This window comes from Thermomonas flagellata (genome assembly GCF_022419185.1).
Taxonomy (GTDB): Bacteria; Pseudomonadota; Gammaproteobacteria; order Xanthomonadales; family Xanthomonadaceae; genus Thermomonas; species Thermomonas flagellata.
On record NZ_JAJOZK010000001.1, the window covers coordinates 108692 to 135067 of the forward strand.

A 26376-nucleotide genomic window follows, 5' to 3' on the forward strand; every position below is an offset into this window, starting at 1 on the left:
GATCCGACGTGCGGTGATTGCGGCATAGGCTTGGCGTTGCGGCGCCTGCGCCGCGTGCGGGCGCTCATTCCAGTCGCGATGGCTGGGCCAGCCGTGTGGTCTTGGCCGGCATTTGGGCTGGATCCGCACAGCGCGATGGGGGGGCAGATACCCTGATTGCGCATGGAGGGAGAGTCGCCTTGCATCCCGTCGCCCATGCCGACCGGCAATGGCAGCGGCATTGCCCTGCGTCCCCGCGGGTGCGGCGCGCCGGCCGCCTCCGCGGTAGCCTCATGGCGCTGGGCGACCGAGGGGCGCTCCCCCTGGTCCGCGCCGCAAGACGCGCCGGGCTATGCGGGCCTTGGCCACAGCGCCAGCCTGCGACCGGGTTCTGCTCGATTGTCGCCTGTTGGCGTGCGTCGCGGACACACATGCCGCGCATCTTGGTGGGATCCCGCTTGCCGTCGCATGTAGCGGGCTCGGATTCCTGCTCCCGGCCCCACCGGCCTGGTTTCGCTGGCGGCATGCCGCCGCTAGAGTGCGGAATGGGCAACGCGCCTGGTCGCCACCCGGGCGCCATCAAGGGCCGATCGGCCCAGGCCAAACAAGGAAAGACTGCAAACGCATGCTGACCGGCGAACTCCGCTCCCAAGTCGACGCCATCTGGAACGCCTTCTGGTCCGGCGGCATCTCCAACCCGATGGAGGTGCTCGAGCAAATCACCTACCTGCTGTTCATCCGCCGCTTGGACGACGCGCACACGCTGGAGGAGAACAAGGCCCTGATGCTGGGCCGGCCCATCGAGAACCGCGTGTTCCCGCCGGGCAAGGACGAGCGGGGCCGCGACTACCAGGACCTGCGCTGGTCGCGCTTCAAGAACCTCGCGCCGGCCGAGATGTACCAGGTGGTGGCCGAGCACGTGTTCCCGTTCATCCGCAACCTGGGCAACGCCGGCAGCAGCTACGCCCAGCACATGAAGGACGCGCGGTTCACCATCCCCACGCCCGGCCTGCTGGCCAAGGTGGTGGACATGCTGGACCACGTGCCGATGGAGGACCGCGACACCAAGGGCGACCTCTACGAGTACATGCTCAGCAAGATTGCCGCGGCGGGGCAGAACGGCCAGTTCCGCACGCCGCGGCACATCATCAAGCTGATGGTGGCGATGACGCAGCCCACGCCCCAGGACGTCATCTGCGACCCGGCCAGCGGCACCTGCGGCTTCCTGGTGGCCGCCGGCGAGTACCTGCGCGAGCATCACCCCGGGCTGTTCCGCGACGCCGCCGCCCGGGCGCACTTCCACCACGGGATGTTCCACGGCTATGACTTCGACAACACCATGCTGCGCATCGGCAGCATGAACATGGCCCTGCACGGCGTCGAAAACCCGGACATTCGCTACAAGGACTCCCTCGCACAGGACCACGCGGCAGACGAGGAGAAATACAGCCTCATCCTCGCCAATCCACCCTTTGCCGGCAGCCTGGACTACGAGAACACCGCCCGCGACCTGCTGGCCATCGTCAAGACGAAGAAGACCGAGCTGCTGTTCCTGGCCCTGTTCCTGCGGCTGCTCAAGCCCGGCGGCCGTGCCGCCGTCATCGTGCCCGACGGCGTGCTCTTCGGCAGCAGCAAGGCCCACAAGGCGCTGCGCCGCACGCTGGTGGAAGACCACAAGCTCGATGGCGTGGTGTCGCTGCCGGCCGGCGCCTTCAAGCCCTATGCGGGCGTGTCCACCGCCATCCTGCTGTTCACCAAGACCAACTCCGGCGGCACGGACCAGGTGTGGTTCTACGACATGCAGGCCGACGGCTGGAGCCTGGACGACAAGCGCCAGCCGCTGCTGGACGAGGCCAAGCTGGGCCCGACGCCGGCCTCACCGCTGACCGAAGCCGAGCACGCGAAGAACAACCTGCCCGATGCGCTGGCGCGCTGGGCGCAGCGCGACGGCAGCGAGAGAAGCCGCCCGCGCACGGCGCAGAGCTTCTGCGTGCCCAAGGCCGAGATTGCCGCGCAGGGCTACGACCTGAGCCTCAACCGCTACAAGGAGGTCGTGCACGCGGCGGTCGAGCACGAGCCGCCGCTTGTCATTCTGGCGAGGCTGAGGGCCTTGGAGGCGGAGATACAGGCGGGGATGGCGGAGCTGGAGGGGATGCTGAGGTGACGTACCCGACCGTGAAACTTGGTGACGTCGCCGAGTTCATCCGGGGTATCACTTTCAAGCCCGAGGATGTAGTGCCCCTTGACGCGGACGACGCCGTGGTCTGCATGCGGACCAAGAACGTTCAGACTCTCCTCGATTGCGATGACTTGCTGGCCGTTCCGTCAGAGTTCGTTCGCCGTAAGGACCAGTATCTGCAGGAAGGCGACATTCTGGTCTCCAGCGCGAACAGCTGGAATTTGGTTGGAAAGTGCTGCTGGGTGCCGGCATTGCCATGGAGAGCTGCCTTCGGTGGCTTCATCTCTGTCCTACGCGGTAACCACACGCGAGTTGATAGGCGATACCTCTACTGGTGGTTCGCTTCGGAACGTGTACAGGCACTGCTTCGCAGTTTCGGCCAGAAGACGACCAACATCTCAAACCTGAACATCGATAGGTGTCTGCAGCTGGAGCTGCTTCTTCCCGCCCTCCCCGAACAACGCCGCATCGCCGCCATCCTCGACAAAGCCGACGCCCTGCGCACCAAGCGCCGCGAGGCCTTGGCCCAACTCGACTGTCTCGCGCAGTCGATTTTTGTGGAGATGTTTGGGGACCAGCGGCTGGGCGTTGACTCGCATTTGCCGAGAGTAATGCTTTCGGACTTAGTTGAGGTAAATCCGCGCATTTCACCAGACGAGCGTCGATTGCTGGCCAGCACCAAAGTCACATTTCTGCCGATGGCCGCAGTCAGCGATAGTGAAAAGCGCGTTATCAATGCCGAGCTGAGAGATTATGAAGATGTCGCGAAAGGTTACACACCATTCAAGCGAGGCGATGTCTTGGTGGCGAAAATTACGCCCTGCTACGAGAACGGCAAGATGGCGTTGGCGCTGAATTTGCCCACGGAGTATGGGTTCGGTTCAACTGAGTTTCATGTCTTCAGGGCGCCATCTGAGCAGTTAGCTCTATTCACGTTCCACTTGCTTGGGCAAGCATGGGTTTTCGAGGCTGGTGCAAAGTCGATGAAGGGTGCCGCTGGTCAACGCCGTGTTCCTGCCGACTTTTTCAGTGAGTTAAGGGTTCAAAGACCCGAGCAAAGTCAGCTTGAGAAATTTGCGGCAAGAGTTTCCAAGATAGAGGCGTTAAAGAAAAGTCTTAGACACGGGCTGCTGGATACAGAGAATCTTTTCTCATCACTTCAACACCGCGCCTTTCGGGGAGAGCTCTGACCGTGCAGCAACAGAACATCCCCATCGGCACCCTCGTCGACATGTACAAGCGCGGCGAGCTGCGCTTGCCGGAAATCCAGCGCCACTACGTCTGGCGCGCGACCCGGGTGCGGGACCTGCTGGACTCGCTGTACCGGGGCTATCCCAGCGGCTCCATCCTGATGTGGGAGACCGACGAGCCGGTGCCCACGCGCGACTTCGCCATCGCCCAGGAGACCACCGCCTTCGCCGGCCGCAAGCTGCTGCTGGACGGCCAGCAGCGCCTGACCTCGCTGACGGCGGTGCTGGGCGGTGAGCTGGTGCAGGTGCGCGGGCGCAAGCGCCCCATCGACATCCTCTTCAACCTCGACCACCCCGACGGCCCGCCCGCCGACGATACCGAAGTCACCAGCGACGAAGACTCGCCCGTGGCGGCCGACGACGAGCTGGCGGACGACGCCGACGCCGGGGAAGACGCCGACGACAGCGAACAGGGCCTGCAGGAGAAGCTGAACCGCCGCACCTTCGTCGTCGCGAGCAAGAACCTGGCGTCGCTGCCCAACTGGGTGTCGGTCACGCAGGTGTTCTCGACCGAAGGCGATGCCCCGCTGCTGAAGAAGGCCGGCATCACCTCGTTCGACGACCCGCGCTTCCAGCGCTACTCCGACCGGCTGAAGAAGCTGCGCGCCATCAAGGACTACACCTACGTCGTGCACGTGCTGGAACGCAGCATGAGCTACGAGGAGGTGACCGAAATCTTCGTGCGCGTGAACTCGCTGGGCGCGAAGCTGAAGTCCTCGGACCTGGCCCTGGCGCAGATAACCTCGCGCTGGCCCAACCTGCTCAAGGAGCTCGAAGCTTTCCAGGAGGAGTGCGAGAAGAGCGCCTTCACCATCGACATGGGCCACCTGGTGCGCTCCATCGTGGTGTTCGCGACGCAGCAGTGCCTGTTCCGCAGCGTCGCCAGCACGCCGGTCGAGAAGCTCAAGGACGGCTGGGCGCAGGCGCAGGAAGGCCTGCGCTTTGCCATCAACTTCCTGCGCAGCAACGCGGGCATCGAGGACGAGTCGCTGCTGTCGTCGCCGATGTTCCTGCATGTGCTGGCGGCGCTCAGCTGCGTGAAGGACAACAAGCTCACCGCCGACGAGCAGCGGCAGCTGCTGCACTGGCTGCTGGTGGCCAACGCGCGGGGCCGCTACTCGCGCGGCTCGACCGAGACGCTGCTGAACGAAGACCTGGCCATCATCTTCCGTAGCGGCAACGTGGCGGCGCTAATGGAGCCGCTCAAGCGCCAGTTCGGCCGCCTGCACGTGGAGCCGGGCGACCTGGCGGGCCGTGGCGTGGGCAGCCCGCTGTTCTCCCTGGCCTACCTGGCGCTCAAGGCCCAAGGGGCCAAGGACTGGTACAGCGGCCTGGGGCTGTCGCTCACGCACCAGGGCAAGCTGCACTTCATCCAATGGCACCACGTGATTCCGAAGTCGCTGCTCAAGGAGCGCGGCTACGAGCCCGGCGAAATCAACGAAATCGCCAACATGGCCTTCATCACCGGCCAGACCAACCGCCGCATCAGCAACAAGGAGGCGGTGGAATATCTGCGCGACGTCGTCGCCAAGCAGGGTGCGGCCGCGCTGCAGAGCCAGTGCGTGCCGGTGGACGAGGCGCTATGGAGCACCGAGCGGTATCGTGACTTCCTCTCCGTGCGGCGGCAGGCCCTGGCCGACCGCATGAACGCCTTCATCCGGGAGAAGTCGGGGACATGAGCAACTTCGCCTTCCTCCAGGCCGAATGGGCGCTGGTGTTCGAAGCGGCCAGCAAGGCCGAACACCACGCCCACGCCGATGCGCGCAGCAGCTGCTTCTACGCGCGCCGGGCCCTGGAGCTGGCGGTCAACTGGCTCTACACGCACGACAAGGCGCTGAAGCTGCCGTATCAGGACAGCCTGAGCGCGCTCATCCACGAGCCGACGTTCCGCCAGCTGGTGGGCGACGCGCTGTTCACCAAGGCGCGGTTGCTGAAGGACCTCGGCAACCTCGCGGTGCACAGCACCAAGAAGGTGCCCACGGCCGACGCCGTCACGGCCGTGCGCGAGCTGTTCCACGTCTGCTTCTGGCTGGCGCGCACCTACGGGCGCGCGGCGCGGCCCGACCCCGGCCTGTCGTTCCGGCCCGAGCTGCTGCCGCAGCCGGCGCAGACTGCCGCCACGGCCGCGTCAGCCGAGCAGCTGAAGAAGCTCGGCGAGGCGCTGCGCCAGAAGGACGCCAAGCTCTCCGAGGTGCTGGCGCAGCACGCAGCGCTGGATGCCGAACTGCAGCGGCTGCGCGAGGAGGTGGCCGCGGCCAAGAAGGCCAACAGTGCCGTTGCCGACACGCACGACTACGCCGAGGCCGAGACGCGCAAGGCCTTCATCGACCTGCTGCTGCGCGAGGCCGGCTGGCAGCTGGATCCGGCCCGCAACTTCGAGGTCGAGGTCACCGGCATGCTCAACACCGAGGGCAAAGGCTTCGTCGACTACGTGCTGTGGGGCGACGACGGCAAGCCGCTGATGCTGGTGGAAGCCAAGCGCACGACCAAGAGCCCGATGGAGGGCCAGCAGCAGGCCAAGCTCTACGCCGACTGCCTGGAGAAGCAGTACGGGCAGCGCCCGGTCATCTGCTACTCCAACGGCTACGAGCACTGGATGTGGGACGACCTTGCGTACCCGCCGCGAGCCGTGCAGGGGTTCTACAAGAAGGACGAGCTGATGCTGCTGATGCAGCGGCGCAGCGTGCGCAAGCCGCTCGCCGAGGCGGTCATCGACGGCGCCATCGTCGAGCGCTACTACCAGACGCGCGCCGTGCGGCGGGTGAGCGCTGCGTTCGAGACCGACCGCCAGCGCAAGGCCCTGCTGGTGATGGCCACCGGCAGCGGCAAGACGCGCACCGTCATCGCGCTCGTGGACCTGCTGATGCGCTGCAACTGGGTCAAGCGGGTGCTGTTCCTCGCCGACCGCGTGGCGCTGGTGAACCAGGCCGTCAACGCGTTCAAGGCGCATCTGCCCGACGCCGCGCCGGTGAACCTGGTGACCGACAGGGCCACCGAGGGGCGGGTGTTCGTCTCGACCTACCCGACGATGATGGGACTCATCGACGAGACGTTCGAGGGGCAGCGGCGTTTCGGTGCCGGCCACTTCGACCTCATCGTCATCGACGAGGCGCATCGCTCCGTCTACCAGAAGTACGGCGCCATCTTCGATTACTTCGACTCGCTGCTCGTTGGCCTGACGGCCACGCCGAGGGACGAAATCGACCGCAACACCTACGGCCTGTTCGAGCTCGAGACGGGCGTGCCGACCGACGCCTACGACCTCGACCAGGCGGTGGCCGACGGGCACCTGGTGCCGCCGGTGGCCATCTCGGTGCCGCTGAAGTTCCAGCGCGAGGGCATCCGCTACGCCGACCTGAGCGAGGAGGAGAAGGCGCAGTGGGACGAGCTGGACTGGAACGACGACGGGACTGTGCCCGACGAGGTCAGCGCCGAGGAGCTGAACAAGTGGCTCTTCAACATCGACACCGTCGACAAGGTGCTCGAGGTGCTGATGACCAAGGGCCAGCGCGTGGCCGGGGGCGACCGGCTGGGCAAGACCATCATCTTCGCCAAGAACAACCCGCACGCCGAGTTCATCGAGCAGCGCTTCAACGCCAACTATCCCGAGTACAAGGGCCACTTCGCCCGCGTGGTGACGTACAAGACCGAGTACGCGCAGAGCATCATCGACGACTTCTCCAACAGGGAGAAGATGCCGCACATCGCCATCTCGGTGGACATGCTCGACACCGGCATCGACGTGCCGGAGGTCGTCAACCTGGTCTTCTTCAAGCTGGTCCGCTCGAAAACCAAGTTCTGGCAGATGCTGGGGCGCGGCACAAGGCTGTGCAGGGACTTGTTCGGACCGGGCGAGGACAAGAAGAACTTCTTCGTCTTCGACTTCTGCCAGAACCTGGAGTACTTCAGCCAGAACCCGGCAGGCTCCGAAGGGATCATGGCGGAGTCGCTGACGACGCGGCTGTTCAAAGGACGCCTGGAGCTCGTCGCCGAGCTCGACAAGCGCCTCCAGACGGGCGAGGCTGCTCACGAGAGTGCCCCGAAGGCCTACGGGGGTCACCCCACCCTCGCGGAGCTGCGCGAGGCGACGGCACAGGCGCTGTACGAGCGCGTGGCGGCGATGAACCTGGACAACTTCGTCGTTCGCCCGCACCGCCAGGTCGTCGAGCGCTACGCGAAGCCGGCCGCCTGGCGAACGTTGGGGGCCGAGGACTTGGACGTCCTCGCGCAGCGCGTGGCGGCGCTGCCGTCGCAGCGCATCGACGACGACGAAGAGGCCAAGCGCTTCGACATGCTCGTGCTGCGCGCGCAGCTGTCGATTCTTCAGGCGCGGCCGGACTTCATGGCGCTGCGGCAGAAGATTCAGACCATCGCCGAGAACCTCGAGGGCGAGATGGCCATTCCCGCCATCAAGGCAGAGGCGGCGCTCATCCAGGCCGTTGCGAGCGACGAGTGGTGGCAGGACGTGACGGTGCCGATGCTCGAGACCGCGCGCCGCCGGCTGCGCTCGCTGGTCAAGTTGCTGCCGAAGGGCCAGAAGAAGGTGGTCTACACCGACTTCGAGGACGAATTGGGCGAAGGCACGGTCATCGACCTGCCACAGGTGGCTGCAGGCCTGAACATGGCCAAGTTCAAGGAGAAGGCGCGCGTGTTCCTGCGCGAGCACGAGTCGCACCTGGCACTGCAGCGGCTGCGGCGCAACCAGCCTCTGACCCCGACGGACCTCGAGGAGCTGGAGAAGATGCTGGTGCAGGCTGGCGGCACGCAGCCGTTGATGGCCGAGGTAAAGAACGTCGGGCTGGGTCTGTTCGTTCGGTCCCTGGTGGGCATGGACCGCGAAGCTGCCATGCAGGCGTTCGGTGAGCTGCTGCAGGGGAGCACGCTGACTCCCGAGCAGATCGAGTTCATCGAGCTGGTCGTCGAGGAGCTCACGCAGAACGGTGTCGTGCCGCCGGAGCGGCTGTTCGAGCCGCCGTTCACGGACATCCACGCCCTGGGACCGACGGCGGTGTTTCCGATGGCCCAGGTCATGCAGATCAAGCAAGTACTCGAGGAAATCCGCGCGCGGGCCGTCGCCTGACGTATTCGGTATGAACGCTGCGTGTGGCGATGGATCGCCAGCCTGATCGAGCCGCGCTCGGAAGGGCCTCAGAGGCCGACTTGGGTCGTCTGGTCCACATAGGCCGGGATGATCAGGCCCGGGTTCAGCTCGATGTTGTGGCCGCGCTTGAGCAGACCCAGCGGCCCGAACAGCACGGTCAGGGCCACCGTTGTTCCGACCTTGTCCTCACCCTGGCCGGACTTGGCCGCGCGCAAGCGAACGCGTTGGCCGTTGACCAACAGGTAGTCGACCATGATGTTCAGCTCGCCGCCCTTGCCCATGAACCCTTTCTTCTTGGACGTGATGACGGTGCCGACGGCCTTGGTGCCGGGCGCTGCGACGAGCTGACCGTTGACGGTCAGGGGCTCGTCCAGTTCGAGGTTGAAGCGTTCGCCCTCGGTGGCCACTCCGGATACCAGCTTGTCGAGCAGGCGCAGGCGGACTTCGGTGCCTTCGGGGACGGTGACGGTCTCGACGGCGGCGCCGGCCGAGGCCAGGAACAGCAGGGCAGTGGTGAAGATGGCCTTGACCCAAGTATGCATGGCGTGTCCTCCCTGGACGATGGGCAATGCGCCGATCACGGCGCGAAACGCAAGGATGGATCCCCTGGGCGCGCCGCAGCATGGCGGTACGCACCTGCTCAATCATGCATGCAAGCGCGCATGGCGGCAATGGCGCGTCGCTGGCAGGCATCGGGTGGAAGGCATTCACTGCGCGGCGACGTCGGGTCCGCCAAAAATGAGCATCGGATTTGAAGAATCGCCCCCCATGCGCACCGTGCCTGCCCTATCGTCCCTGCTGCTAGCCCCGACGGCGGCCGTAGCGGCAGCATCCGCGGTCGAACCGCTGGCGAACGCGCCGGTGTCGGCGCTCGACCTGCAGTGCTACGCCGGGACCTGGCACGAGATCGCCCACCTGCCGATGGTCTTCCAGCGCCAGTGCGTGGCCGACATCACGGCCACCTAAACCCTGCGCGTGGATGGCCTGGTGGGCGTGCGCAACACCTACCGCACGCGCGACGGCCGCACCGACGTGGCCGACGGCGTGGCGCGTCCGCTACCAGGGATGCCGGGCGCGCTGCAGGTGCGCTTCGTGCCGGATTGGCTGGCGTGGCTGCCGTTCACCTGGGCCGATGACTGGGTGGTCGAGCTCAATCCCGACTACCGCTGGGCGGTGGTCGGCAGCCCCTCGCGCGACTCCCTGTGGGTGCTCTCGCGCACGCCGGCGATGCCGCGCGCGCAGTTCGAGGCAATCCGCGCGCGCGCCGCGCAGCGCGGCGACCCGGTGCAGCATCTGGTGCTGCCGCCGGGCACGCTGGAGTGAGCCAGCCCCGCGCGGCGGGGGCGGGTAGACTGCGGTGATGCGGCCCGACGCCTCCGACTCCCCCCGCGGCATCGCCATGGTCGGCTTCGATGCCGACGACACCCTCTGGCGCAGCCAGGACTACTTCGACGCCGCGCAGGCGCAGTTCGAGCGCCTGCTCGCCGACTACGTCGATCTGGCCGACGTCGGTGCGCGCCTGTATGCGGTCGAGCAGCGCAACCTGGCCCTGTTCGGCTACGGCGTGAAGGGCATGCTGCTGTCGATGGTGGAGACGGCGGTCGAACTGACCGGCGGCCGTATCCGCGGCGAGGACGTGCATCGCATCGTCGAACTCGGCAAGCAGCTCTTGCAGCATCCGGTCGAGCTGCTGCCGGGCGTGCGCGCGGCGGTGGAGGCGGTGGCCGCCGAGTTCCCGGTGGTGCTGATCACCAAGGGCGACCTGTTCCACCAGGAGGCCAAGGTGCGCCAGTCCGGGCTGTCCGACCTGTTCGGCCGGATCGAGATCGTCAGCGAGAAGGACCCGCCGACCTACGCGCGGCTGTGCCGGGAATTCGGGATCGCGCCGCAGCAGTTCCTGATGGTGGGCAACTCCCTGCGCTCGGACATCGCGCCGGTATTGGCACTCGGCGGCTGGGGCGTGCACGTGCCCTACCACACGACCTGGGCGCACGAGGCGCAGGCGCGGGTGGAGGCGGGCGGCGAGCGCCTGCGCACGGTGCCGGACCTGGCCGCGCTGCCGCCGGCGGTGCGCGACCTGGCCGCGCTGGCCGTGGCAGGATGAGCGCCACTCACCACGCACACGGGGGCGTCGCATGATCGACCTGAGCGGCCGGGTGGCCATCGTCACCGGCGCGGGACGCGGGCTGGGGCGCGCGCATGCGCGGCTGCTGGCACAGCGCGGCGCGGCCGTGCTGGTGAACGACCTCGACCCGCCGCAGGCGGAGGCGGTCGCGGCCGAGATCGTGGCGGCCGGCGGGCAGGCGCGCGCGGTGCCCGGTTCGGCCGCCGACCCGGCGCAGGTGCAGGCGCTGGTGGACGCCGCGCGGGCGGCGTGGGGGCGGGTGGACATCGCGGTGGCCAATGCCGGCCTGCTGCGCGACCGCAGTTTCGGCAACCTCGGCGAGGACGACATCCGCGCGGTGCTGGAGGTGCACCTGCTCGGCGGCTTCTACCTGTGCAAGGCGGTGTGGCCGGTGATGCGCGCGCAGCAGTACGGCCGGATCGTGCTGACCACCTCCTCGTCCGGGCTGTACGGCAATTTCGGCCAGGCCAACTACGCGGCCGCCAAGATGGGCCTGGTCGGGCTGATGCAGACCCTGGCGCTGGAGGGCGAGAAGTATGGCATCCGGGTCAACTGCCTGGCGCCGACCGCCGCGACCCGGATGCTGGAGGGCATCCTGCCGCCCGAGCAGCTGGCGTTGTTGGATCCGGCGCTGGTCAGCCCGGCGCTGCTGGCGCTGGTGGCGGAGGCGGCGCCGACCCGCGCCATCCTGTGCGCGGGGGCGGGCAGCTTCGAGCTGGCGCACGTCACCCTGACCCGCGGGCTCTACCTCGGCCCGCAGGCGGATGCCGAGACCTTGCTCGCGCGTTGGGCGGAGCTGGCCGACCGCGACGGCGAGCAGGTGCCCGCCACCGGCTTCGACCAGGCCCGCCACGAGCTGCGCAAGGCGGGGCTGGCGATCCCGTCGGGCTGAGCCTCAGGCGCGCAGCTGCTCCGGCGGCACCCGCACCCAGCCGTCCATCAGCACCCGCGCGCTGCGGCTCATCACCGCGCGCGTCACCGTCCACTGGCCGTCGCGCCGTTCCACCGCGGCGCCCACCCGCAGCGTGCCGGAGGGATGCCCGAAGCGCACCGCGTCGCGGCGGCCGCCGCCGGCCGCGCGGTTCACCAGCGTGCCCGGCACCGCGGCGGCGGTGGCGATCGCCACCGAGGCGGTGCCCATCATCGCGTGGTGCAGCTTGCCCATCGACAGCGCGCGCACGTTGAGGTCGATGGCGCCGGCGGCGACGTGTTTGCCGCTGGAGGCCACGTAGGCCTTCGGCGGCGCCACCAACGCGAGCTTCGGGGTGTGCTGGCGGGTGGCGGCCTCCTCCGGCGCCCGGATCAGGCCCATGCGCAGCGCGCCGGCGACGCGGATCGCTTCCAGCTTGGCCAGCGCGGCCTTGTCGTCATTGATCGCCGGCTGCAGTTCGGTGCCGTCGTAGCCGAGGTCGGCGGCGTCGATGAACACGGTCGGAATGCCGGCATTGATCAGCGTCGCCCGCAGGGGGCCGATGCCGGGCACGTCGAGGGTATCCACCAGGTTGCCGGTGGGGAACATCGCGCCGCCGTCACCCTCCTCGTCGGACGGGTCGAGGAACTCCAGCACGATTTCCGCCGCCGGGAAGGCCACACCGTCCAGTTCGAAGTCACCGGTTTCCTGCACCTGGCCGCCGCTGATGGGCACGTGCACCAGCAGGGTCTTGCCGATGTTGGCCTGCCACACGCGCACGGTCACGGTGCCGTCCTGCGGAATGCGCGCGGCCGGGAGGAAGCCGCCCGCGACCGCGAACGGGCCGACCGCGGCGGACAGGTTGCCGCAGTTGCCCGACCAATCCACGAATGCGCTGTCGATGCTGACCTGGCCGTACAGGTAGTCCACGTCGTGGTCGGGCCGGGTGCTGGCGGAGATGATCACGCACTTGGAGGTGGACGAGGTCGCGCCGCCCATGCCGTCGGTGTGCTTGCCGTAGGGATCGGGCGAGCCGATCACCCGCAGCAGCAGCGCGTCGCGCGCCGGCCCCGGCACCTGCGCCGGCGGCGGCAGGTCCTGCAGGCGGAAGAACACGCCCTTGCTGGTGCCGCCGCGCATGTAGGTGGCGGGGATGCGCAGCTGTGGCGGATGCGCGCTCATGCCGCCTCCCCGCGGGCCGCGGCCAGGAAGTCCTCGGCGAAGCGCTGCAGCACCCCGCCGGCCTGGTAGATCGCCACTTCCTCGGCGGTGTCCAGGCGGCAGCTGACCGGCACCGCGACGCGCTCGCCGTCGCGGTGATGGATCACCAAGGTCAGGGTCGCGCCCGGCGCCGGCTGGCCCTCGACATCGAAGGCCTCGCTGCCGTCGATGCCCAGGGTGAGGCGGGTGGTGCCGGGCTGGAACTGCAGCGGCAGCACGCCCATGCCGATCAGGTTGGTGCGATGGATGCGCTCGAAGCCCTCGGCCACGACCGCCTCCACCCCGGCCAGGCGCACGCCCTTGGCCGCCCAGTCGCGCGAGCTGCCCTGGCCGTAGTCCTTGCCGGCGATCACGATCAGCGGCTGGCGGCGGGCGAGGTAGGTCTCGATCGCCTCCCACATGCGCAGCACCGTGCCCTCCGGCTCCAGCCGCGCCAGCGAGCCTTGCAGCACCTGGCCGTCGGCGCCGCGCACCATCTCGTTGAGCAGCTTGGGGTTGGCGAAGGTGGCGCGCATCGCGGTCAGGTGGTCGCCGCGGTGGGTGGCGTAGGAATTGAAGTCCTCCTCCGGCAGGCCCATCCGCGCCAGGTACTCGCCGGCCGCGCTGTCGGGCAGGATCGCGTTGCTGGGCGAGAGGTGGTCGGTGGTGATGTTGTCGCCCAGCACCGCCAGCGCGCGCATCCCGCGCAGGGTACGCGGGTAGGCCGCCAGCGCGCCCACCCCCGCGCGGTCCCAGTACGGCGGACGGCGGATGTAGGTGCTCTGCGCGCGCCAGGCGTACAGCGGCGGTGCGCGTTCGCCCAGCGCGCGCGGCGCGAACATCGGCGCGTACACCGCGCGGAACTGCTCCGGCTTGACGTGCGCCTGCACGATCGCGTCGATCTCCTCGTCGCTCGGCCAGATGTCCTTCAGCCGCACCGGCCGGCCCTCGGCGTCGGTGCCGAGCACGTCGCGCTCGATGTCGAAGCGCACCGTGCCGGCGATCGCGTAGGCCACCACCAGCGGCGGGCTGGCCAGGAACGCCTGCTTGGCGTAGGGGTGGATGCGGCCGTCGAAGTTGCGGTTGCCCGACAGCACCGCGGTGGCGTACAGGTCGCGGTCGATGATCTCCTGCTGGATCGCAGGGTCCAGCGCGCCGCTCATGCCGTTGCAGGTGGTGCAGGCGAAGCCGACGATGCCAAACCCCAGCCGCTCCAGCTCCGGCAGCAGGCCGGCGTCCTGTAGATAGGCCTCCACCACCCGCGAGCCGGGCGCCAGCGAGGTCTTCACCCACGGCTTGCGCGCCAGCCCGCGCGCGTTGGCGTTGCGCGCCAGCAGCCCGGCCGCGATCACGTTGCGCGGGTTGCTGGTGTTGGTGCAGCTGGTGATGGCGGCGATGATCACCGCGCCGTCCGGCAGCCGGCCCGCGGCCTCGTCGGCGCGCGCGGCGGCGAGCTTGGCTTCGTCGGCGATCCCGCGCTCGGCCAGCGCCGCCAGCGGCAGCCGGCGGTGCGGGTTGGACGGCCCGGCCAGCGTGCGCTCCACCGCGCCGAGGTCGAAGCGCAGCACGCGGTCGTAGCGCGCCTGCCGCAAGTCGTCGGCCCACAGTCCGGCCGCCTTCGCATAGGCCTCGACCAGCGCGACCTGGTCCGGTTCGCGCCCGGTCAGGCGCAGGTAGTCCAGGGTGTTGGCGTCGATCGCGAACAGCGCCGCGGTGGCGCCGTATTCGGGGGCCATGTTGCTGATGGTGGCGCGGTCGCCGATGCCGAGCGCGGCGGCGCCCTCGCCGCGGAACTCCAGGTACGCGCCGACCACCTTCTCCCGGCGCAGGAACTCGGTCAGCGACAGCACGATGTCGGTCGCGGTGATGCCGGGGGCGGGGCGGCCGCCGAGCTCCACCGCCACCATCTCCGGGGTGCGCATCCACACCGCGCGCCCGAGCATCACGCTCTCCGCCTCCAGCCCGCCGACCCCGACCGCGATCACGCCCAGCGCGTCCACGTGCGGGGTGTGCGAGTCGGTGCCGACGCAGGTGTCCGGGAAGGCCACGCCGTCCCGCGCCTGCACCACCGGCGACATCTTCTCCAGGTTGATCTGGTGCATGATGCCGTTGCCGGCGGGGATCACCTCGACATTGGCGAACGCGCGCCGGCTCCACTCGATGAAGTCGAAGCGGTCGGCGTTGCGGCGGTCCTCGATCGCGCGGTTCTTGGCGAACGCCTGCGGATCGGAGCCCGGCGCCTCCACCGCCAGCGAGTGGTCCACGATCAGCTGCACCGGCACCACCGGGTTGACCTGCGCGGGGTCGCCGCCGGCCGCGGCGATCGCTTCGCGCAGGCCGGCCAGGTCCACCAGCGCGGTCAGGCCGAGGATGTCGTGGCAGACCACGCGCGCCGGGAACCACGGGAAGTCGCGGTCGCGCCGGCGCTCGACCAGCTGGCGCAGGAAGTCGTCGCGCTGTGCGGGATCGGCTTTGCGCACGATGTTCTCGGCGTGCACGCGCGCGGTGTAGGGCAGCTGCGCCCAGGCGCCGGGGGCGAGCGCCTCGACCGCGGCGCGGGCGTCGTACCAGTCCAGCCCGGTGCCGGGCAGCGGACGGCGGAAGTCGGTATTCATGGGGCGGGTGCGGGCGTGCGGTGGGAAGCCGTATTGTCGCGCAGCGCGCGCCTGCGGATGGAGCCCGGCGCGGCCGTCGTTTGCGCTCCGTACAATGCGCGGATGCCGGCCAGTCCTGCCATCCCCCCCGCACAGCTGCGCCTGTCGGTCGCCCCGATGATGGACTGGACCGACACCCATTGCCGCGCCTTCCACCGCGTGCTGGCGCCGCATGCGCGGCTGTATTCGGAGATGGTGCACGCCAACGCGGTGATCCACGGCGACCGCGCGCGCCTGCTGGCGATGGATCCTTCCGAGCACCCGGTCGCGCTGCAACTGGGCGGCAGCGAGCCTGGACTGCTGGCGCAGGCGGCGCGGATCGGGGCGGAGGCGGGGTTCGACGAGATCAACCTCAACTGCGGCTGCCCGTCCGACCGCGTGCAGGCCGGCCGCTTCGGCGCCTGCCTGATGCGCGAACCGGTGCTGGTGGCCGACAGCGTGGCGGCGATGATCGCGGCCTGCCCGGTGCCGGTGACGGTGAAATGCCGGCTGGGCGTGGACGACGACCACGAGTGGGAGCGCTTCCTCGCCTTCATCGACACCGTCGCCGCGGCCGGCTGCCGCAGCTTCATCGTGCACGCGCGCAACGCCTGGCTGCAGGGCCTGTCGCCGAAGGAGAACCGCGAGGTGCCGCCGCTGCGCTACGACTGGGCCTACCGGCTCAAGCGCGAGCGGCCGGCGCTGCAGGTGGTGGTGAACGGCGGCATCGCGGATGCGGCGGAGGCCACCGCGCACCTCGCCCACGTCGATGGCGCGATGCTCGGCCGCGCCGCCTACCACACGCCCTACCTGCTGCACCGGCTGGACGTGCAGTGGTTCGGTGGCCCCCTGCGCACGCGCAGCGAACTGCTGCACGCCTACCGGCCCTACGTGGAGGCGCAGCTGGCGCGCGGGGTGTTCCTCAGGCACATCACCCGCCACCTGCTGGGGCTGTTCGCCGGCGAGCCCGGCGGGCGCGCGTTCCGGCAGGTGCTCAGCGAAGGCGCGCACCGGCCCGGCGCCGGTTGGGCGCTGGTGGAGCAGGCGCTGGCGCTGACCGAGCGCGCGCGGGCGGCCTGAGCCGGCGCGCCGCGCCTGAACGCCGCGCTATCCTGTTCAGGAAATTTCAGGGGCGATTCACCGCCCGGCGCCAGAATGCAAGCCCGAGCCTACTGCGTGTCCGCCATGCCGATCCGCCGCCCGCCCATGCCGACCCTGCTGGCCGCCGCCATCCTGGCGCTGCTGCCGGCCGCGCCGGTGCTGGCCGGCCCGCAGGCGCAGGGGCGCGGCAACGACGACCGCCGCGGCCACAGCAGCCTGTCCGATGCGGTGCGCCGGGTGGAGCGCAACACCGGCGGCGAGGTCCTTTCCGCCGAGCGGGTGCCCTACGACGGCCGCGAGATGCACCGGGTGAAGGTGCTCGACGACCAGGGCCGGGTACGGGTGTTCATGCAGGACCCGCGCCCCGGGCGCGGGCCCGAGCGCCGCGACGACGATGGCCGGCGTCCGCCGTCTGCACGCCCCGGCGACGACTGAACGGGTACTCTGACGGCACGGCCGGAGCGCCGGCCGCCGTTTCCTCCCGCGCACCGCACAAGGAGATCCCATGCGCATCCTGCTGGTCGAAGACGAAGCCCCGCTGCGCGAGACCCTGGCCGCGCGGCTCAAGCGCGAAGGCTATGCGGTGGACGCCGCGCAGGACGGCGAGGAGGGCCTGTACATGGGCCGCGAGGTGCCGTTCGACGTCGGCATCATCGACCTCGGCCTGCCCAAGATGAGCGGGATGGAGCTGATCCGCGCCCTGCGCGAGGAGGGCAAGAAGTTCCCGATCCTGATCCTGACCGCGCGCTCGAGCTGGCAGGACAAGGTCGACGGCCTCAAGCAGGGCGCCGACGACTACCTGGTCAAGCCGTTCCACGTCGAGGAGCTGCTGGCGCGCATCAACGCGCTGGTGCGGCGCGCCGCCGGCTGGAGCAAGCCGACCCTGGAATGCGGCCCGGTCACCCTCGACCTCGCCGCGCAGACGGTCAGCGTGCACGGCAGCAACGTCGACCTCACCAGCTACGAGTACAAGGTGCTCGAGTACCTGATGATGCACGCCGGCGAGCTGGTCTCGAAGGCCGACCTCACCGAGCACATCTACCAGCAGGACTTCGACCGCGACTCCAACGTGCTGGAGGTGTTCATCGGCCGCCTGCGCAAGAAGCTGGATCCGGACGGCAGCCTCAAGCCGATCGAGACCGTGCGCGGCCGCGGTTACCGCTTCGCGATCCCGCGCAGCGGCGAGTAAGCCGATGCGGGCTGCGCGGCCGGCATGAGCGCCACGCCCCCCGCCGGTCCGACGCCGGGGCCCGCGCGCCGCCTGCGCCTGGCGCAGCCGCGCTCGCTGCAGTCGCGCCAGCTGTGGGCGGCCAGCCTCGGCCTGGTCGCGTTCCTGGCGCTCGCCGGCTTCGCCCTCGACCGCGCGTTCCTGAGCACCGCCCAGAGCGGCATGCGCGAACGCCTGCACAGCTATGCGCTGGCGTATGCCAACAGCGACTTCGCGCGCGACGGCAGCGTGATCCCGCCGTGGGATCCGCCGGATCCGCGCTTCAAGCGGCCCGGCAGCGGGCTGTATGCGCAGATCGTGATGCCGCAGGGGCATTGGGAATCCGATTCCGCGCAGGGGCCGCGGCTGCCGCCGGCGCCGCTGCTCGGCCCGCGCGAGCAGGTGTTCGAGGGCCCGCTGCCACTCACCCAGATCAGCGGCGCGCCGGGCCAGGTCTACCGCTACGGCATCGGCCTGATCGACGCCACCCGCGCCGACGGCCGCGAGATCCCGTACACGGTCTACGTGCTGGAGGACACCACCGCGCTCGGGCGCCAGGTGGCGGCGTTCCGCTCCGCGCTGTGGATCAACCTCGGTGGCGCCGGGGTGGTGCTGCTGCTGCTGCAGATCCTGGTGCTGCGCTGGAGCCTGCGCCCGCTGCGCGAGGTGATCGCCGAGCTCAAGCGGGTGCAGGCCGGGCAGGCGGCGGGCATGAGCGAGGCCCACCCGCGCGAGCTGGAGCCGCTGACCGAGAGCATCAACGCCTTCATCCAGAGCGAGCGCGAGAACCTGGAGCGCCAGCGCAACACCGTGGCCGACCTCGCGCACAGCCTGAAGACGCCGCTGGCGGTGCTGCGCGCGCGCCTGGACAGCGGCGCCGGCGAGGCCGAGCTGCGCGAGGAGCTGGACACCCAGCTGCGGCGCATGAACGACCTGGTGAGCTACCAGCTGGCGCGCGCCGCGCGCTCGGGGCACCAGCTGTTCGCGGCGCCGGTGGAGATCGAGCCGCAGGCCGAGCAGATCGTGACCGGGCTGGAGAAGGTGTACGCCGCGCGCGGGGTGCTGTGCGAGTTCGAGATCGACCCGCAGGCGCGCTTCCACGGCGAGCTCGGTGACCTGCAGGAGCTGCTCGGCAACCTGCTGGAGAACGCCTTCAAGTGGGCCAAGTCGCGGGTGCTGCTGACCGTGGCCGAGGATGCGGCGGCGCCCGGCCGCCGGCCGGGGCTGCGCCTGCGGGTCGAGGACGATGGCCCCGGGATCGCCGAGGACCGCATCGCGCACGTGCTCCAGCGCGGCGTGCGCGGCGACGAGCGCGTGCAGGGGCACGGCATCGGCCTGGCGATCGTGCAGGACATCGTGCGCAGCTACCGCGGCGAGCTGCAGGTCGGCCGCTCGGCCGAACTCGGCGGCGCGCGCTTTGAGGTGGTGCTGCCGCCGGGGCTGTGAGCCGGCGTCAGCCGCCCAGCAAGGGCGGCCCGTAGAAGCGCTCCAGGTGCGCGGCCACCGCCGGCAGCGCCCGGCGCAGGCGCGCCGGCGCGCTGAAGTGGTACTCGGTGCAGACCGCGAAGAATTCCTCCGGCGCCTCCGCGGCGTAGGGGTCGATCGCGGTGGCATGGCCGGCCTCGACCTGCGCGTGCAGCGCATCGAAGGCGCGCTGGAAGTCCTCCGCCCACTGCCGCTGCCAGGCGCGCGGCAGCGGCGGGGTGCCGTCCATCACCCCGTCCAGCGCGTCCAGCTTGTGCGCGATCTCGTGCGCGGCCACGCAGTAGCCCTCGCCGGGCGCGGCGATGTCGGCGCGCACGTCGGCCCACGACAGCACCACCGGGCCCTGGGTCCAGGCCTCGCCGATCAATTCGTCGTCCCACTCGTGCAGCACGCCCTGCGCGTCCATCCGGCTGCGGTGGACGCGGAACGCGGCCGGGTACACCAGCAGCTGCGACCAGCCATGCAGGCCCTCGCGCCCGAACTCGAGCAGCGGCAGGCAGCACAGCATCGCCAGGCGCAGGCGCTGCACCGGGTTCAGCTGCAGGCCCTGCACCGGGGTGATGGTCTTGCGCTGCTGGAACTCGGCGACCAGCGCCTGCAGCCGCGCCTCGCGCGCGGGGTCGATGCCGCGCAGCCACGGCAGCCCGGCGGCGGCCTGGCGCCACTGCGCGGGATCGAGGTCGGCCGCCTGCGGGCGGCGTCGGAAGGGCCAGAGCATCCGCGCCAGGGCGCCGCCGCTGGATCAGCGGAACATCCCGGGCAGGAAGCTGTGCCAGCGGGGGGCCGCCGAGCGGCTGCCGCCGGCGCGCGGCGCGAGGAGCGCCGGTGCATGCGGCTTGCCGCTGCGCGGGACAGGGGCAGCGCCGGCGGGATCGAACTCGGCCTCGTCCGCGCGCTCGACCGGGCTGCTGGTGGCCGGCGTCTCCGACTCCGGGCAGCTGCCGCTGCCGTCGGCCGCCTGGTGGCGCGCATCCGCGGCCAGCGCGGGGCCGCCGCACAGGGCGGTCGCGATCAGGGCCAGACGCAGGCAGTGGCGGAGGCGGGGCATGGGCGCATCCTTGGGAGCGGCGATGGAGCGGCGCGGGCGCAAGGCACACGGCGCCAACACGCACTATAGCGTGGATCGGCCCTGAACGCGCAAACGGCCCGTGTTGCGGTGCGACAGGCACCGGTGCGCGGCGCGCCGCACACTGCACCGATGCCCACTGCGACCGCCGCCGTCCCCAGCGCCCCGCCCCTGACCGCCGCCGCCCTGCGCCGCGCCCTGATCGCCGGGACCCGCCGGGTGATTGCCGCGCGCGAGGAGCTCAACCGCATCAACGTGTTCCCGGTACCGGACGGCGATACCGGCAGCAACCTCGCCAGCACCCTCGGCAGCGTGCTACAGGGCGCGCTGAGCCGGCGCAGCCGGCACATCGGCGAGCTGCTGGCGCGGGTCGGCGACGAGGCGATCGACGGCGCGCGCGGCAATTCCGGCGCGATCATGGCGCAGTTCCTGGTCGGCCTGGCCGAACACGTGCGCGGTGCCGCGGTGCTGGACGCGGCGACCCTGGCGGCGGCGGTGCGGCGCGGCGCCGACAGCGCGCGCGCGGCGCTGGCACGGCCGGTCGAGGGCACCATCCTGAGCGTGATCGGGGCCTTCGCCGAGGCCCTGGACGAAGCGGCGCGGGCGCAGGCCGGGGATCCGCGCGCCGGGTTCGAGCAGGCCCTGCAGCGGGCGCGGCGGGCGCTGGCGGAGACCCCGCGGCAGATGCCGCTGCTGCAGAAGGCGGGGGTGGTGGACGCCGGCGCGCGCGGCTTCGTGGACTGGCTGGAAGGCATCGCCGACTACGTCGCCGGCGGACCGCGCGCGCTGCGCCTGCGCAGGGCCCCGACCGCCGCGAACGAGCCGGCCGCCGCGGCGCACGTCCATGGCGAGGTCGACCCGGCGCGGCGCTGGTGCACCGAGTGCCTGGTGCTGGGCACGGCGATCGACCGCGCCGGCCTGCGCGCCGCGCTGGAGGCGGCCGGGGCGGACTCGCTGGTGGTCGCCGGCGGCAGCACGCGGGTGCGCGTGCACGGCCATGTCGGCCAGCCGCAGGCCCTGTTCGATGCCTGCGCCGGGTTCGGGCAGGTGGAGGCGATGAAGGCCGACAACATGCTGCTGCAGCAGCGCAGCGCGCAGTCCCCGGACCGCATCGCGGTGGTCACCGACAGCGCCTCCGACCTGCCGCCGGCGCTGGCCGACCGCTTCGGCATCCACGTGGTGCCGGTGCGGGTCAGCGTGGGCGGACGCGACTACCTGGACCGGCTCGGCCTGAGCGCCGGCGAGTTCTACCGGCGGATGGCCGCCTGCGCGCAGCTGCCGCAGACCAGCCAGCCGCCGCCCGGGGATTTCCGCCGGGTGTTCGAGCAGGTGCTCGCGCACCAGCCAGGCGCGGTGTACGTCGGCCTGGCGCGGCCGCTGTCGGGCACCCTGCAGGCCGCGGAGACCGCGGCGCGCACGCAGGCGCGGCCGGTCGCCTGCGTGGACAGCCGCCACGTCAGCGCCGGCCAGGCGCTCTTGGCCTGGCGCGCGGCGGAGCTGGCTGCGGCCGGGCAGGCGCCGGCGCGGATCGTGGCGGAACTGGACGCGCTGGCGGCGCAGACCCAGACCTGGGCGCTGGCGCGCGACCTGCGGCATGCCGTGCGCGGCGGGCGCATCCCGCGTTGGGCCGGGCCGCTGGTGCGCATCAGCGGGCTGCTGCCGATCGCGCGCACCGACGCCACTGGGCGGCTGACCCTGGCCGGCGGCCTGTGGGCGCGGCGGCGCGCGCCGGAGGCGTTCGCCCGGCATGTCGCGCGCCGGCTGCCGCCGCGGGTGCGCTGGCGGCTGATCGTCGGGCATGCGGATGCGCCGGAGGATGCCGCGCGCCTGCTGGCGGCGCTGCAGGCGCGGCTGAACGTGGCCGAGGCGCATCTGGTCGAGGTCGGGCCGGCGGTGGGGGCGCACGCCGGGCCGCAGACCCTGGTGGTCGGGCTGGCACCGGCGCCGGCCTGAGCGCCGGGCCGGGGCGGGCCGGCGGCTATCATCCGCGTATGCCCGCGCTCGTCCACACCGTCGTGCCGCTGTTGGCGGCCTATCTCTTGGGATCGCTGTCGGGCAGCCTGCTGCTCGGGCGCCTGCGCGGGATCGACGTGCGCCGCCACGGCAGCGGCAATGCCGGCGGCACCAACGCGCTGCGCGTGCTCGGCTGGCGCTATGCCCTGGGCGTGGTCGCGATCGACATCGGCAAGGGCGCGCTGGCGGCCTGGCTCGGGCTGCGCCTGCTGCCGGACCCGGCCTGGGCCTGGTTGGCCGCCGCGCTGGCGGTGGTCGGCCATGTCTGGCCGGTCTGGCACGGCTTCCGCGGCGGCAAGGGCGCGGCCACCGTCGTCGGCGGCCTGCTGGTGCTGTGGCCGACGGCGGTCGCGGCGCTGCTGGTGGTGTGGCTGGCGGTGCTGGTGTCCAGCGGCTATGTGGGCCTGGCCACGGTGAGCGCGGCGCTGGCGCTGCCGCTGCTGGCGTGGGGGCTGGCCGCGCCGCCGCCGGCGCTGGCCTATGCCGGCTTCGTGGCGCTGTTCGTGGCCTGGACCCACCGTGCCAACCTGCGTCGCCTGCATGCCGGCAGCGAGCCGCGCTTCGAACGTGTCTGGCTGCTGCGGCGCGGGCGGGGGCGCGCGCCGTGAGCGCACCGGCCGACGAGCGCGCGCTGCTGCAGCGGCTTGCGCAGGGGCCGGTCAGCGGCGATGCGCTCGCGCGCGAGGCTGGCCTGACCCGCGCCGCGGTGTGGAAGCGGATCGAGGCCCTGCGCGAGGCGGGGCTGGAGATCGCCGCGGTGCCCGGGCGCGGCTACCGCTTGGCGCAGCCGCTGGACCTGCTGGACGCCGGGGCGATCCGCGCCGGGCTGGGGGCGGCCGCGCGCGCCGAGCTGGCCGGGCTGGAGGTGGCGTGGTCGCTGGATTCCACCAACGCGGCGCTGCTGCGGCAGCCGCCGCCGGCGCAGGGCTGCGCGGTGCTGCTGGCGGAGCGCCAGCGCGCAGGGCGCGGCCGCCGCGGGCGGCCGTGGGTGTCGCCGCTGGCCGCGCACGTGTACCTCTCGCTCGGACGCCGCTACGACGCTGGACTGGCGCGCCTGGGCGGGCTCAGCCTCGCGGCCGGGGTCGCGGCGGCGCAGGCGCTGGCGGCGTTGGCCGTGCCTGGGGTGCGGCTGAAATGGCCGAACGACCTGGTGGTGGAGGCCGGCGGCGGCCTGCGCAAGCTCGGCGGGATCCTGGTCGAGGGCGGAGGCGAGGCGGCCGGGCAGGCGCATGCGGTGGTCGGCCTCGGCCTCAACGTGCGCATGCCAGCGGCGGCCGCGGTGGCGATCGACCAGCCGTGGGCGGAGCTGGCGGCGCTCGCCCCGGGGCTGACCCGCAACCGGGTGGTCACCGCCCTGCTGGAGGCGCTGCTGCCGGCGCTGGCGCGGTTCGACCGCGACGGCCTGACCGCCGGCCTGCGCGAGGCCTATGCGCGCTGGGACGTGCTCGCCGGCCGTCCGGTGCAGGTGCTCGCCGGCGATGGGACGTGGCAGGGCGAGGCCTGCGGGCTCGCCCCCGACGGCGCGCTGCGGGTGCGCCTGGCGGACGGCGGCGAGCGCTGCCTGCACGCCGGCGAGGTGAGCGTGCGCGCATGAGCGAGTGGCTGTTCGACCTCGGCAATACCCGCCTGAAGTGGGCGCCGCTCGCAGCAGACGGGCAGCCCGGCGCGGTCGCCGCCGCCGCGCACGCCGAGGGCGCGGACGGCTGGGCGCGGCTGCCGGCCGGGGAGGCGGCCTGGGTCGCCAGCGTGGCGTCGGCGGACGCCACCGCGGCGCTGCTGCAGGCGCTGGGCGAACGCCATCCGCGCGTGCACCGGGTGCGCACCCTGCCGCGCCTGGGGCGGCTGCGGATCGCCTACGCGGACCCGCAGGCGCTCGGGGTGGACCGCTTCCTCGCCCTGCTGGACGCGAGCGAGCAGGCGCGGCCGGCGCTGGTGGTCGGGGTCGGCACCGCGCTGACTCTCGACCTGCTGGATGCCGACGGCCGCCACCACGGCGGCCGCATCGCCCCATCGCCGGAGCTGATGCGGCAGGCGCTGCACGCGCGCGCGGCGCAGCTGCCGGCGACCGGTGGCGCGTACGTGGACTTCGCCGCGACCACCGCCGATGCGCTCGCCTCCGGCTGCACCGGCGCTGCGCTGGCGCTGATCGCGCAGGCGCTGTCCGATGCGCGGGCGCGGCTCGGCAGCGAGGTCGAACTGCGCCTGCACGGCGGCGGCGGCGCGGCGCTGCGCCCGCATCTGCCGGCGCACGTCTGGGTGCCGGACGCGGTACTGCGCGGGATCGCCCACTGGCGCCGGCGGCTGTTGGACTAGACTGCGCCGATGCTGGTGCGCGGCGCGGTGGTGATGCTGGCGGTGCTCAATCTCGGCCTCGGCCTGTGGTGGCTGGCCGGGGCGCCCGGGCGCGTGCCGCCGTCGCGACTACCAGCGCTGGACGCCCCGCCGCTGCAGTTGGCCATGGCGGCGCCACCCGCGCCGGCGGCGATGCCGGCGCCCGTCGCCCCCTCGCCATTGCCGACGGCCACGGCAGCGCTGGCGGCCGCGGCCTCGGCGGCGGAGGCCGCACCGGTCTGCCTGCGCCTGGGGCCGTTCGCGGATGCCGCCGCGCGCGCGGCGTTGGCCGCGCGTCTGCCGGCCGCGGTCGAGGCGCAGCCCGAGGACGTGCCGACCCGCGCCGCGCGCGGCTGGAAGGTGTTCCTGCCGCCGCTGGCGAGCCGCGAGGCGGCGCAGGCCGAGGCCGCGCGCCTGCGCGCGGCGGGCGTGCGCGACCTGTTCGTGCTGGCCGAGGGCGAGGACGCCAACGCGATCGCGCTCGGCCGCTTCGGCAGCGAGGACGGCGCGCGCCGGCGCCTGGCGGAACTGCAGGCGCTGGGCGTGCAGGCGCAGGCCGCGCCGGTCGGCGGCAGCCCGGCGCAGGCCTGGCTGCGGGTGCGCGCGCCGGATCCGGCGCTGGCGGCGCAGGTGGCGGCGCTGGCCCCGTCGCGCGAGATCGCCTGCGCGGCAGGCGCGCGGGCGACCCGCTAGAATCGCCCCGACGCCGCTTTAGCTCAGTCGGTAGAGCAGCTGCCTTGTAAACAGCAGGTCGTCCGTTCGATTCGGACAAGCGGCACCAGTGCATTCGCCGGCGCGTGTCCGCTCCGCGCCCCGCAGGAGTCCCGATGGCCCGCAGCTATCCCCCGGTCAGCGTATTCGGCGTGCCCACCGACATCGGCGCCTCCCGGCGCGGCGCTTCGATGGGCCCGGAGGCCCTGCGCGTGGCCGGGCTGGTGGAGGCGCTGGTCGCGCGCGGGGTCGAGGCGCGCGACGTGGGCGACGTGCAGGGGCCGCGCAATCCGATGGCCCCGCCCCGCGGCGGCTACCGCCACCTCGAGGAAGTGGTGGCGTGGAACCGCGCGGTGTTCGAGCGCAGCACCCACGAGCTGCGCGCCGGGCACCTGCCGATCCTGCTCGGCGGCGACCATTGCCTGGCGATCGGGTCGATCGCCGCGGTCGCGGCGTACTGCCGACAGACCGGCAAGAAGCTGCGGGTGCTGTGGCTGGACGCGCACGCCGACTTCAACACCTCCGCCATCACCCCCAGCGGCAACCTGCACGGGATGCCGGTGGCCTGCCTGTGCGGGCTGGGGCCGGAGGCGCTGACCGGCCTCGGCGGGGCGGTGCCCGCGATCACCCCGGACCAGGTGCGCCAGATCGGGATCCGCTCGGTGGATCCCGGCGAGAAACGGCTGGTCAAGGAGTACGGACTGGACATCTACGACATGCGCTACATCGACGAGGTCGGCATGCGCCGCGCGATGGAGGAGGCGCTGGAGGGCGTGGACGCGGACACCCACCTGCACGTGAGCTTCGACGTGGACATGCTTGACCCGGGCATCGCCCCCGGCACCGGCACCCGGGTGCCGGGCGGGATCAACTACCGCGAGGCGCAGCTGATCATGGAGATGGTGGCCGACACCGGCCGCCTGGGCTCGCTGGACGTGGTCGAGATCAACCCCACCCTGGACAAGCGCAACGCCACCGCCAAGCTGGCGGTGGACTTGGTGGAGAGCCTGTTCGGCAAGTCCACCCTGATGCGCGACTGAAGGCCGGGGCGATCCCTCCACGGCGCGTTCACGCCCGCGGCGGCT

20 protein-coding genes, 1 tRNA gene and 2 pseudogenes are annotated in these 26376 nt (G+C 71.6%); 18 read left to right on the forward strand and 5 right to left on the reverse strand.

The annotated features are described in order from the left end of the window. Nucleotides 1–604: 604 nt before the first annotated feature. From ML340_RS00495 to ML340_RS00510, 4 genes are read left to right on the forward strand one after another with little or no spacing between them, the layout of a single operon-like run. Nucleotides 605–2143 (forward strand): type I restriction-modification system subunit M, encoded by a 1539-nt coding sequence (locus ML340_RS00495; RefSeq protein ID WP_240095556.1) that lies wholly within the window; start codon nt 605–607, stop codon nt 2141–2143. Further along, nucleotides 2140–3348 (forward strand): restriction endonuclease subunit S, encoded by a 1209-nt coding sequence (locus ML340_RS00500; protein ID WP_240095558.1) that lies wholly within the window; start codon nt 2140–2142, stop codon nt 3346–3348. Before ML340_RS00495 ends, ML340_RS00500 begins: the two co-directional genes overlap by 4 nt. A 2-nt stretch (nt 3349–3350) precedes the next feature. Beyond that, nucleotides 3351–5087 carry a GmrSD restriction endonuclease domain-containing protein gene (locus tag ML340_RS00505; protein ID WP_240095560.1) on the forward strand — a complete coding sequence of 579 codons (1737 nt, stop codon included), beginning with the start codon at nt 3351–3353 and terminating at the stop codon, nt 5085–5087. Further along, nucleotides 5084–8488, forward strand: a complete 3405-nt coding sequence (locus ML340_RS00510; RefSeq protein WP_240095562.1) for a DEAD/DEAH box helicase family protein — start codon at nt 5084–5086, stop codon at nt 8486–8488. Before ML340_RS00505 ends, ML340_RS00510 begins: the two co-directional genes overlap by 4 nt. A gap of 68 nt (nt 8489–8556) precedes the next feature. Here the strand turns inward: ML340_RS00510 and ML340_RS00515 are convergent, their stop codons facing one another. Continuing rightward, entirely contained in the window at nt 8557–9051 is a 495-nt protein-coding gene (locus tag ML340_RS00515; protein ID WP_240095564.1) for a hypothetical protein, read from the reverse strand. Between the two features lie 226 nt (nt 9052–9277). Between ML340_RS00515 and ML340_RS00520 the strand changes: the two are divergent. The 3 genes and pseudogenes from ML340_RS00520 (at nt 9278) to ML340_RS00530 (ending at nt 11526) form a co-directional block, all read left to right on the forward strand. Next, nucleotides 9278–9832 (forward strand): annotated as a pseudogene (locus ML340_RS00520) (lipocalin family protein). 37 nt (nt 9833–9869) lie between these two features. Further along, a complete protein-coding gene (locus tag ML340_RS00525; protein WP_240095565.1) occupies nt 9870–10613 on the forward strand; it encodes an HAD family hydrolase in 744 nt (247 codons plus the stop codon). Nucleotides 10614–10644: 31 nt separating this feature from the next. Continuing rightward, a complete protein-coding gene (locus tag ML340_RS00530; RefSeq protein WP_240095567.1) occupies nt 10645–11526 on the forward strand; it encodes an SDR family NAD(P)-dependent oxidoreductase in 882 nt (293 codons plus the stop codon). Between the two features lie 3 nt (nt 11527–11529). On the opposite strand, the gene prpF is transcribed toward ML340_RS00530, so the two are convergent. Beyond that, entirely contained in the window at nt 11530–12726 is a 1197-nt protein-coding gene (prpF, locus tag ML340_RS00535) for a 2-methylaconitate cis-trans isomerase PrpF (RefSeq protein WP_240095569.1), read from the reverse strand. Further along, a complete protein-coding gene (gene acnD / locus ML340_RS00540; protein WP_240095571.1) occupies nt 12723–15359 on the reverse strand; it encodes a Fe/S-dependent 2-methylisocitrate dehydratase AcnD in 2637 nt (878 codons plus the stop codon). Before acnD ends, prpF begins: the two co-directional genes overlap by 4 nt. Nucleotides 15360–15461: 102 nt before the next feature. Here acnD and dusA point away from each other — a divergent pair, with 102 nt between their 5' ends. The 4 genes from dusA (at nt 15462) to ML340_RS00560 (ending at nt 19131) form a co-directional block, all read left to right on the forward strand. After that, nucleotides 15462–16457: a tRNA dihydrouridine(20/20a) synthase DusA gene (gene dusA, locus ML340_RS00545; RefSeq protein ID WP_240095573.1), complete on the forward strand. Its 996-nt coding sequence runs from the start codon at nt 15462–15464 to the stop codon at nt 16455–16457. Between the two features lie 126 nt (nt 16458–16583). Continuing rightward, nucleotides 16584–16913 (forward strand): PepSY domain-containing protein, encoded by a 330-nt coding sequence (locus ML340_RS00550; protein WP_240095575.1) that lies wholly within the window; start codon nt 16584–16586, stop codon nt 16911–16913. A gap of 70 nt (nt 16914–16983) precedes the next feature. Continuing rightward, nucleotides 16984–17667: a response regulator transcription factor gene (locus ML340_RS00555; RefSeq protein WP_240095577.1), complete on the forward strand. Its 684-nt coding sequence runs from the start codon at nt 16984–16986 to the stop codon at nt 17665–17667. A 24-nt stretch (nt 17668–17691) separates the two neighbouring features. Next, the gene (locus ML340_RS00560) at nt 17692–19131 is read left to right on the forward strand and encodes an ATP-binding protein (RefSeq protein ID WP_240095579.1); all 1440 of its coding nucleotides are present in this window, start codon (nt 17692–17694) and stop codon (nt 19129–19131) included. A 7-nt stretch (nt 19132–19138) separates the two neighbouring features. On the opposite strand, the pseudogene ML340_RS00565 reads toward ML340_RS00560, so the two are convergent. After that, nucleotides 19139–19946: pseudogene (locus tag ML340_RS00565) on the reverse strand (M90 family metallopeptidase). Then, the gene (locus ML340_RS00570) at nt 19913–20218 is read right to left on the reverse strand and encodes a hypothetical protein (protein ID WP_240095580.1); all 306 of its coding nucleotides are present in this window, start codon (nt 20216–20218) and stop codon (nt 19913–19915) included. Before ML340_RS00570 ends, ML340_RS00565 begins: the two are co-directional and overlap by 34 nt. A 150-nt stretch (nt 20219–20368) precedes the next feature. Between ML340_RS00570 and ML340_RS00575 the strand changes: the two genes are divergently transcribed. From ML340_RS00575 to rocF, 7 genes are all read left to right on the forward strand, one after another. Next, nucleotides 20369–22189 carry a DegV family protein gene (locus ML340_RS00575; protein WP_240095582.1) on the forward strand — a complete coding sequence of 607 codons (1821 nt, stop codon included), beginning with the start codon at nt 20369–20371 and terminating at the stop codon, nt 22187–22189. 38 nt (nt 22190–22227) lie between these two features. Beyond that, nucleotides 22228–22857, forward strand: coding sequence for a glycerol-3-phosphate 1-O-acyltransferase PlsY (gene plsY / locus ML340_RS00580; RefSeq protein ID WP_240095584.1), 630 nt, complete (start codon nt 22228–22230; stop codon nt 22855–22857). After that, nucleotides 22821–23843, forward strand: a complete 1023-nt coding sequence (locus ML340_RS00585) for a biotin--[acetyl-CoA-carboxylase] ligase (protein ID WP_275672556.1) — start codon at nt 22821–22823, stop codon at nt 23841–23843. Before plsY ends, ML340_RS00585 begins: the two co-directional genes overlap by 37 nt. Next, complete coding sequence (locus ML340_RS00590; protein WP_240095588.1) at nt 23840–24562, forward strand: type III pantothenate kinase; 723 nt, start codon at nt 23840–23842, stop codon at nt 24560–24562. Before ML340_RS00585 ends, ML340_RS00590 begins: the two co-directional genes overlap by 4 nt. A 9-nt stretch (nt 24563–24571) precedes the next feature. After that, nucleotides 24572–25273 (forward strand): hypothetical protein, encoded by a 702-nt coding sequence (locus tag ML340_RS00595; protein WP_240095590.1) that lies wholly within the window; start codon nt 24572–24574, stop codon nt 25271–25273. A gap of 12 nt (nt 25274–25285) precedes the next feature. After that, nucleotides 25286–25361: transfer RNA gene (locus ML340_RS00600), tRNA-Thr, on the forward strand. A gap of 46 nt (nt 25362–25407) precedes the next feature. Then, on the forward strand, nt 25408–26331 hold the full coding sequence (gene rocF / locus ML340_RS00605; RefSeq protein WP_240095592.1) for an arginase: 924 nt from the start codon (nt 25408–25410) through the stop codon (nt 26329–26331). Nucleotides 26332–26376 lie beyond the last annotated feature (45 nt).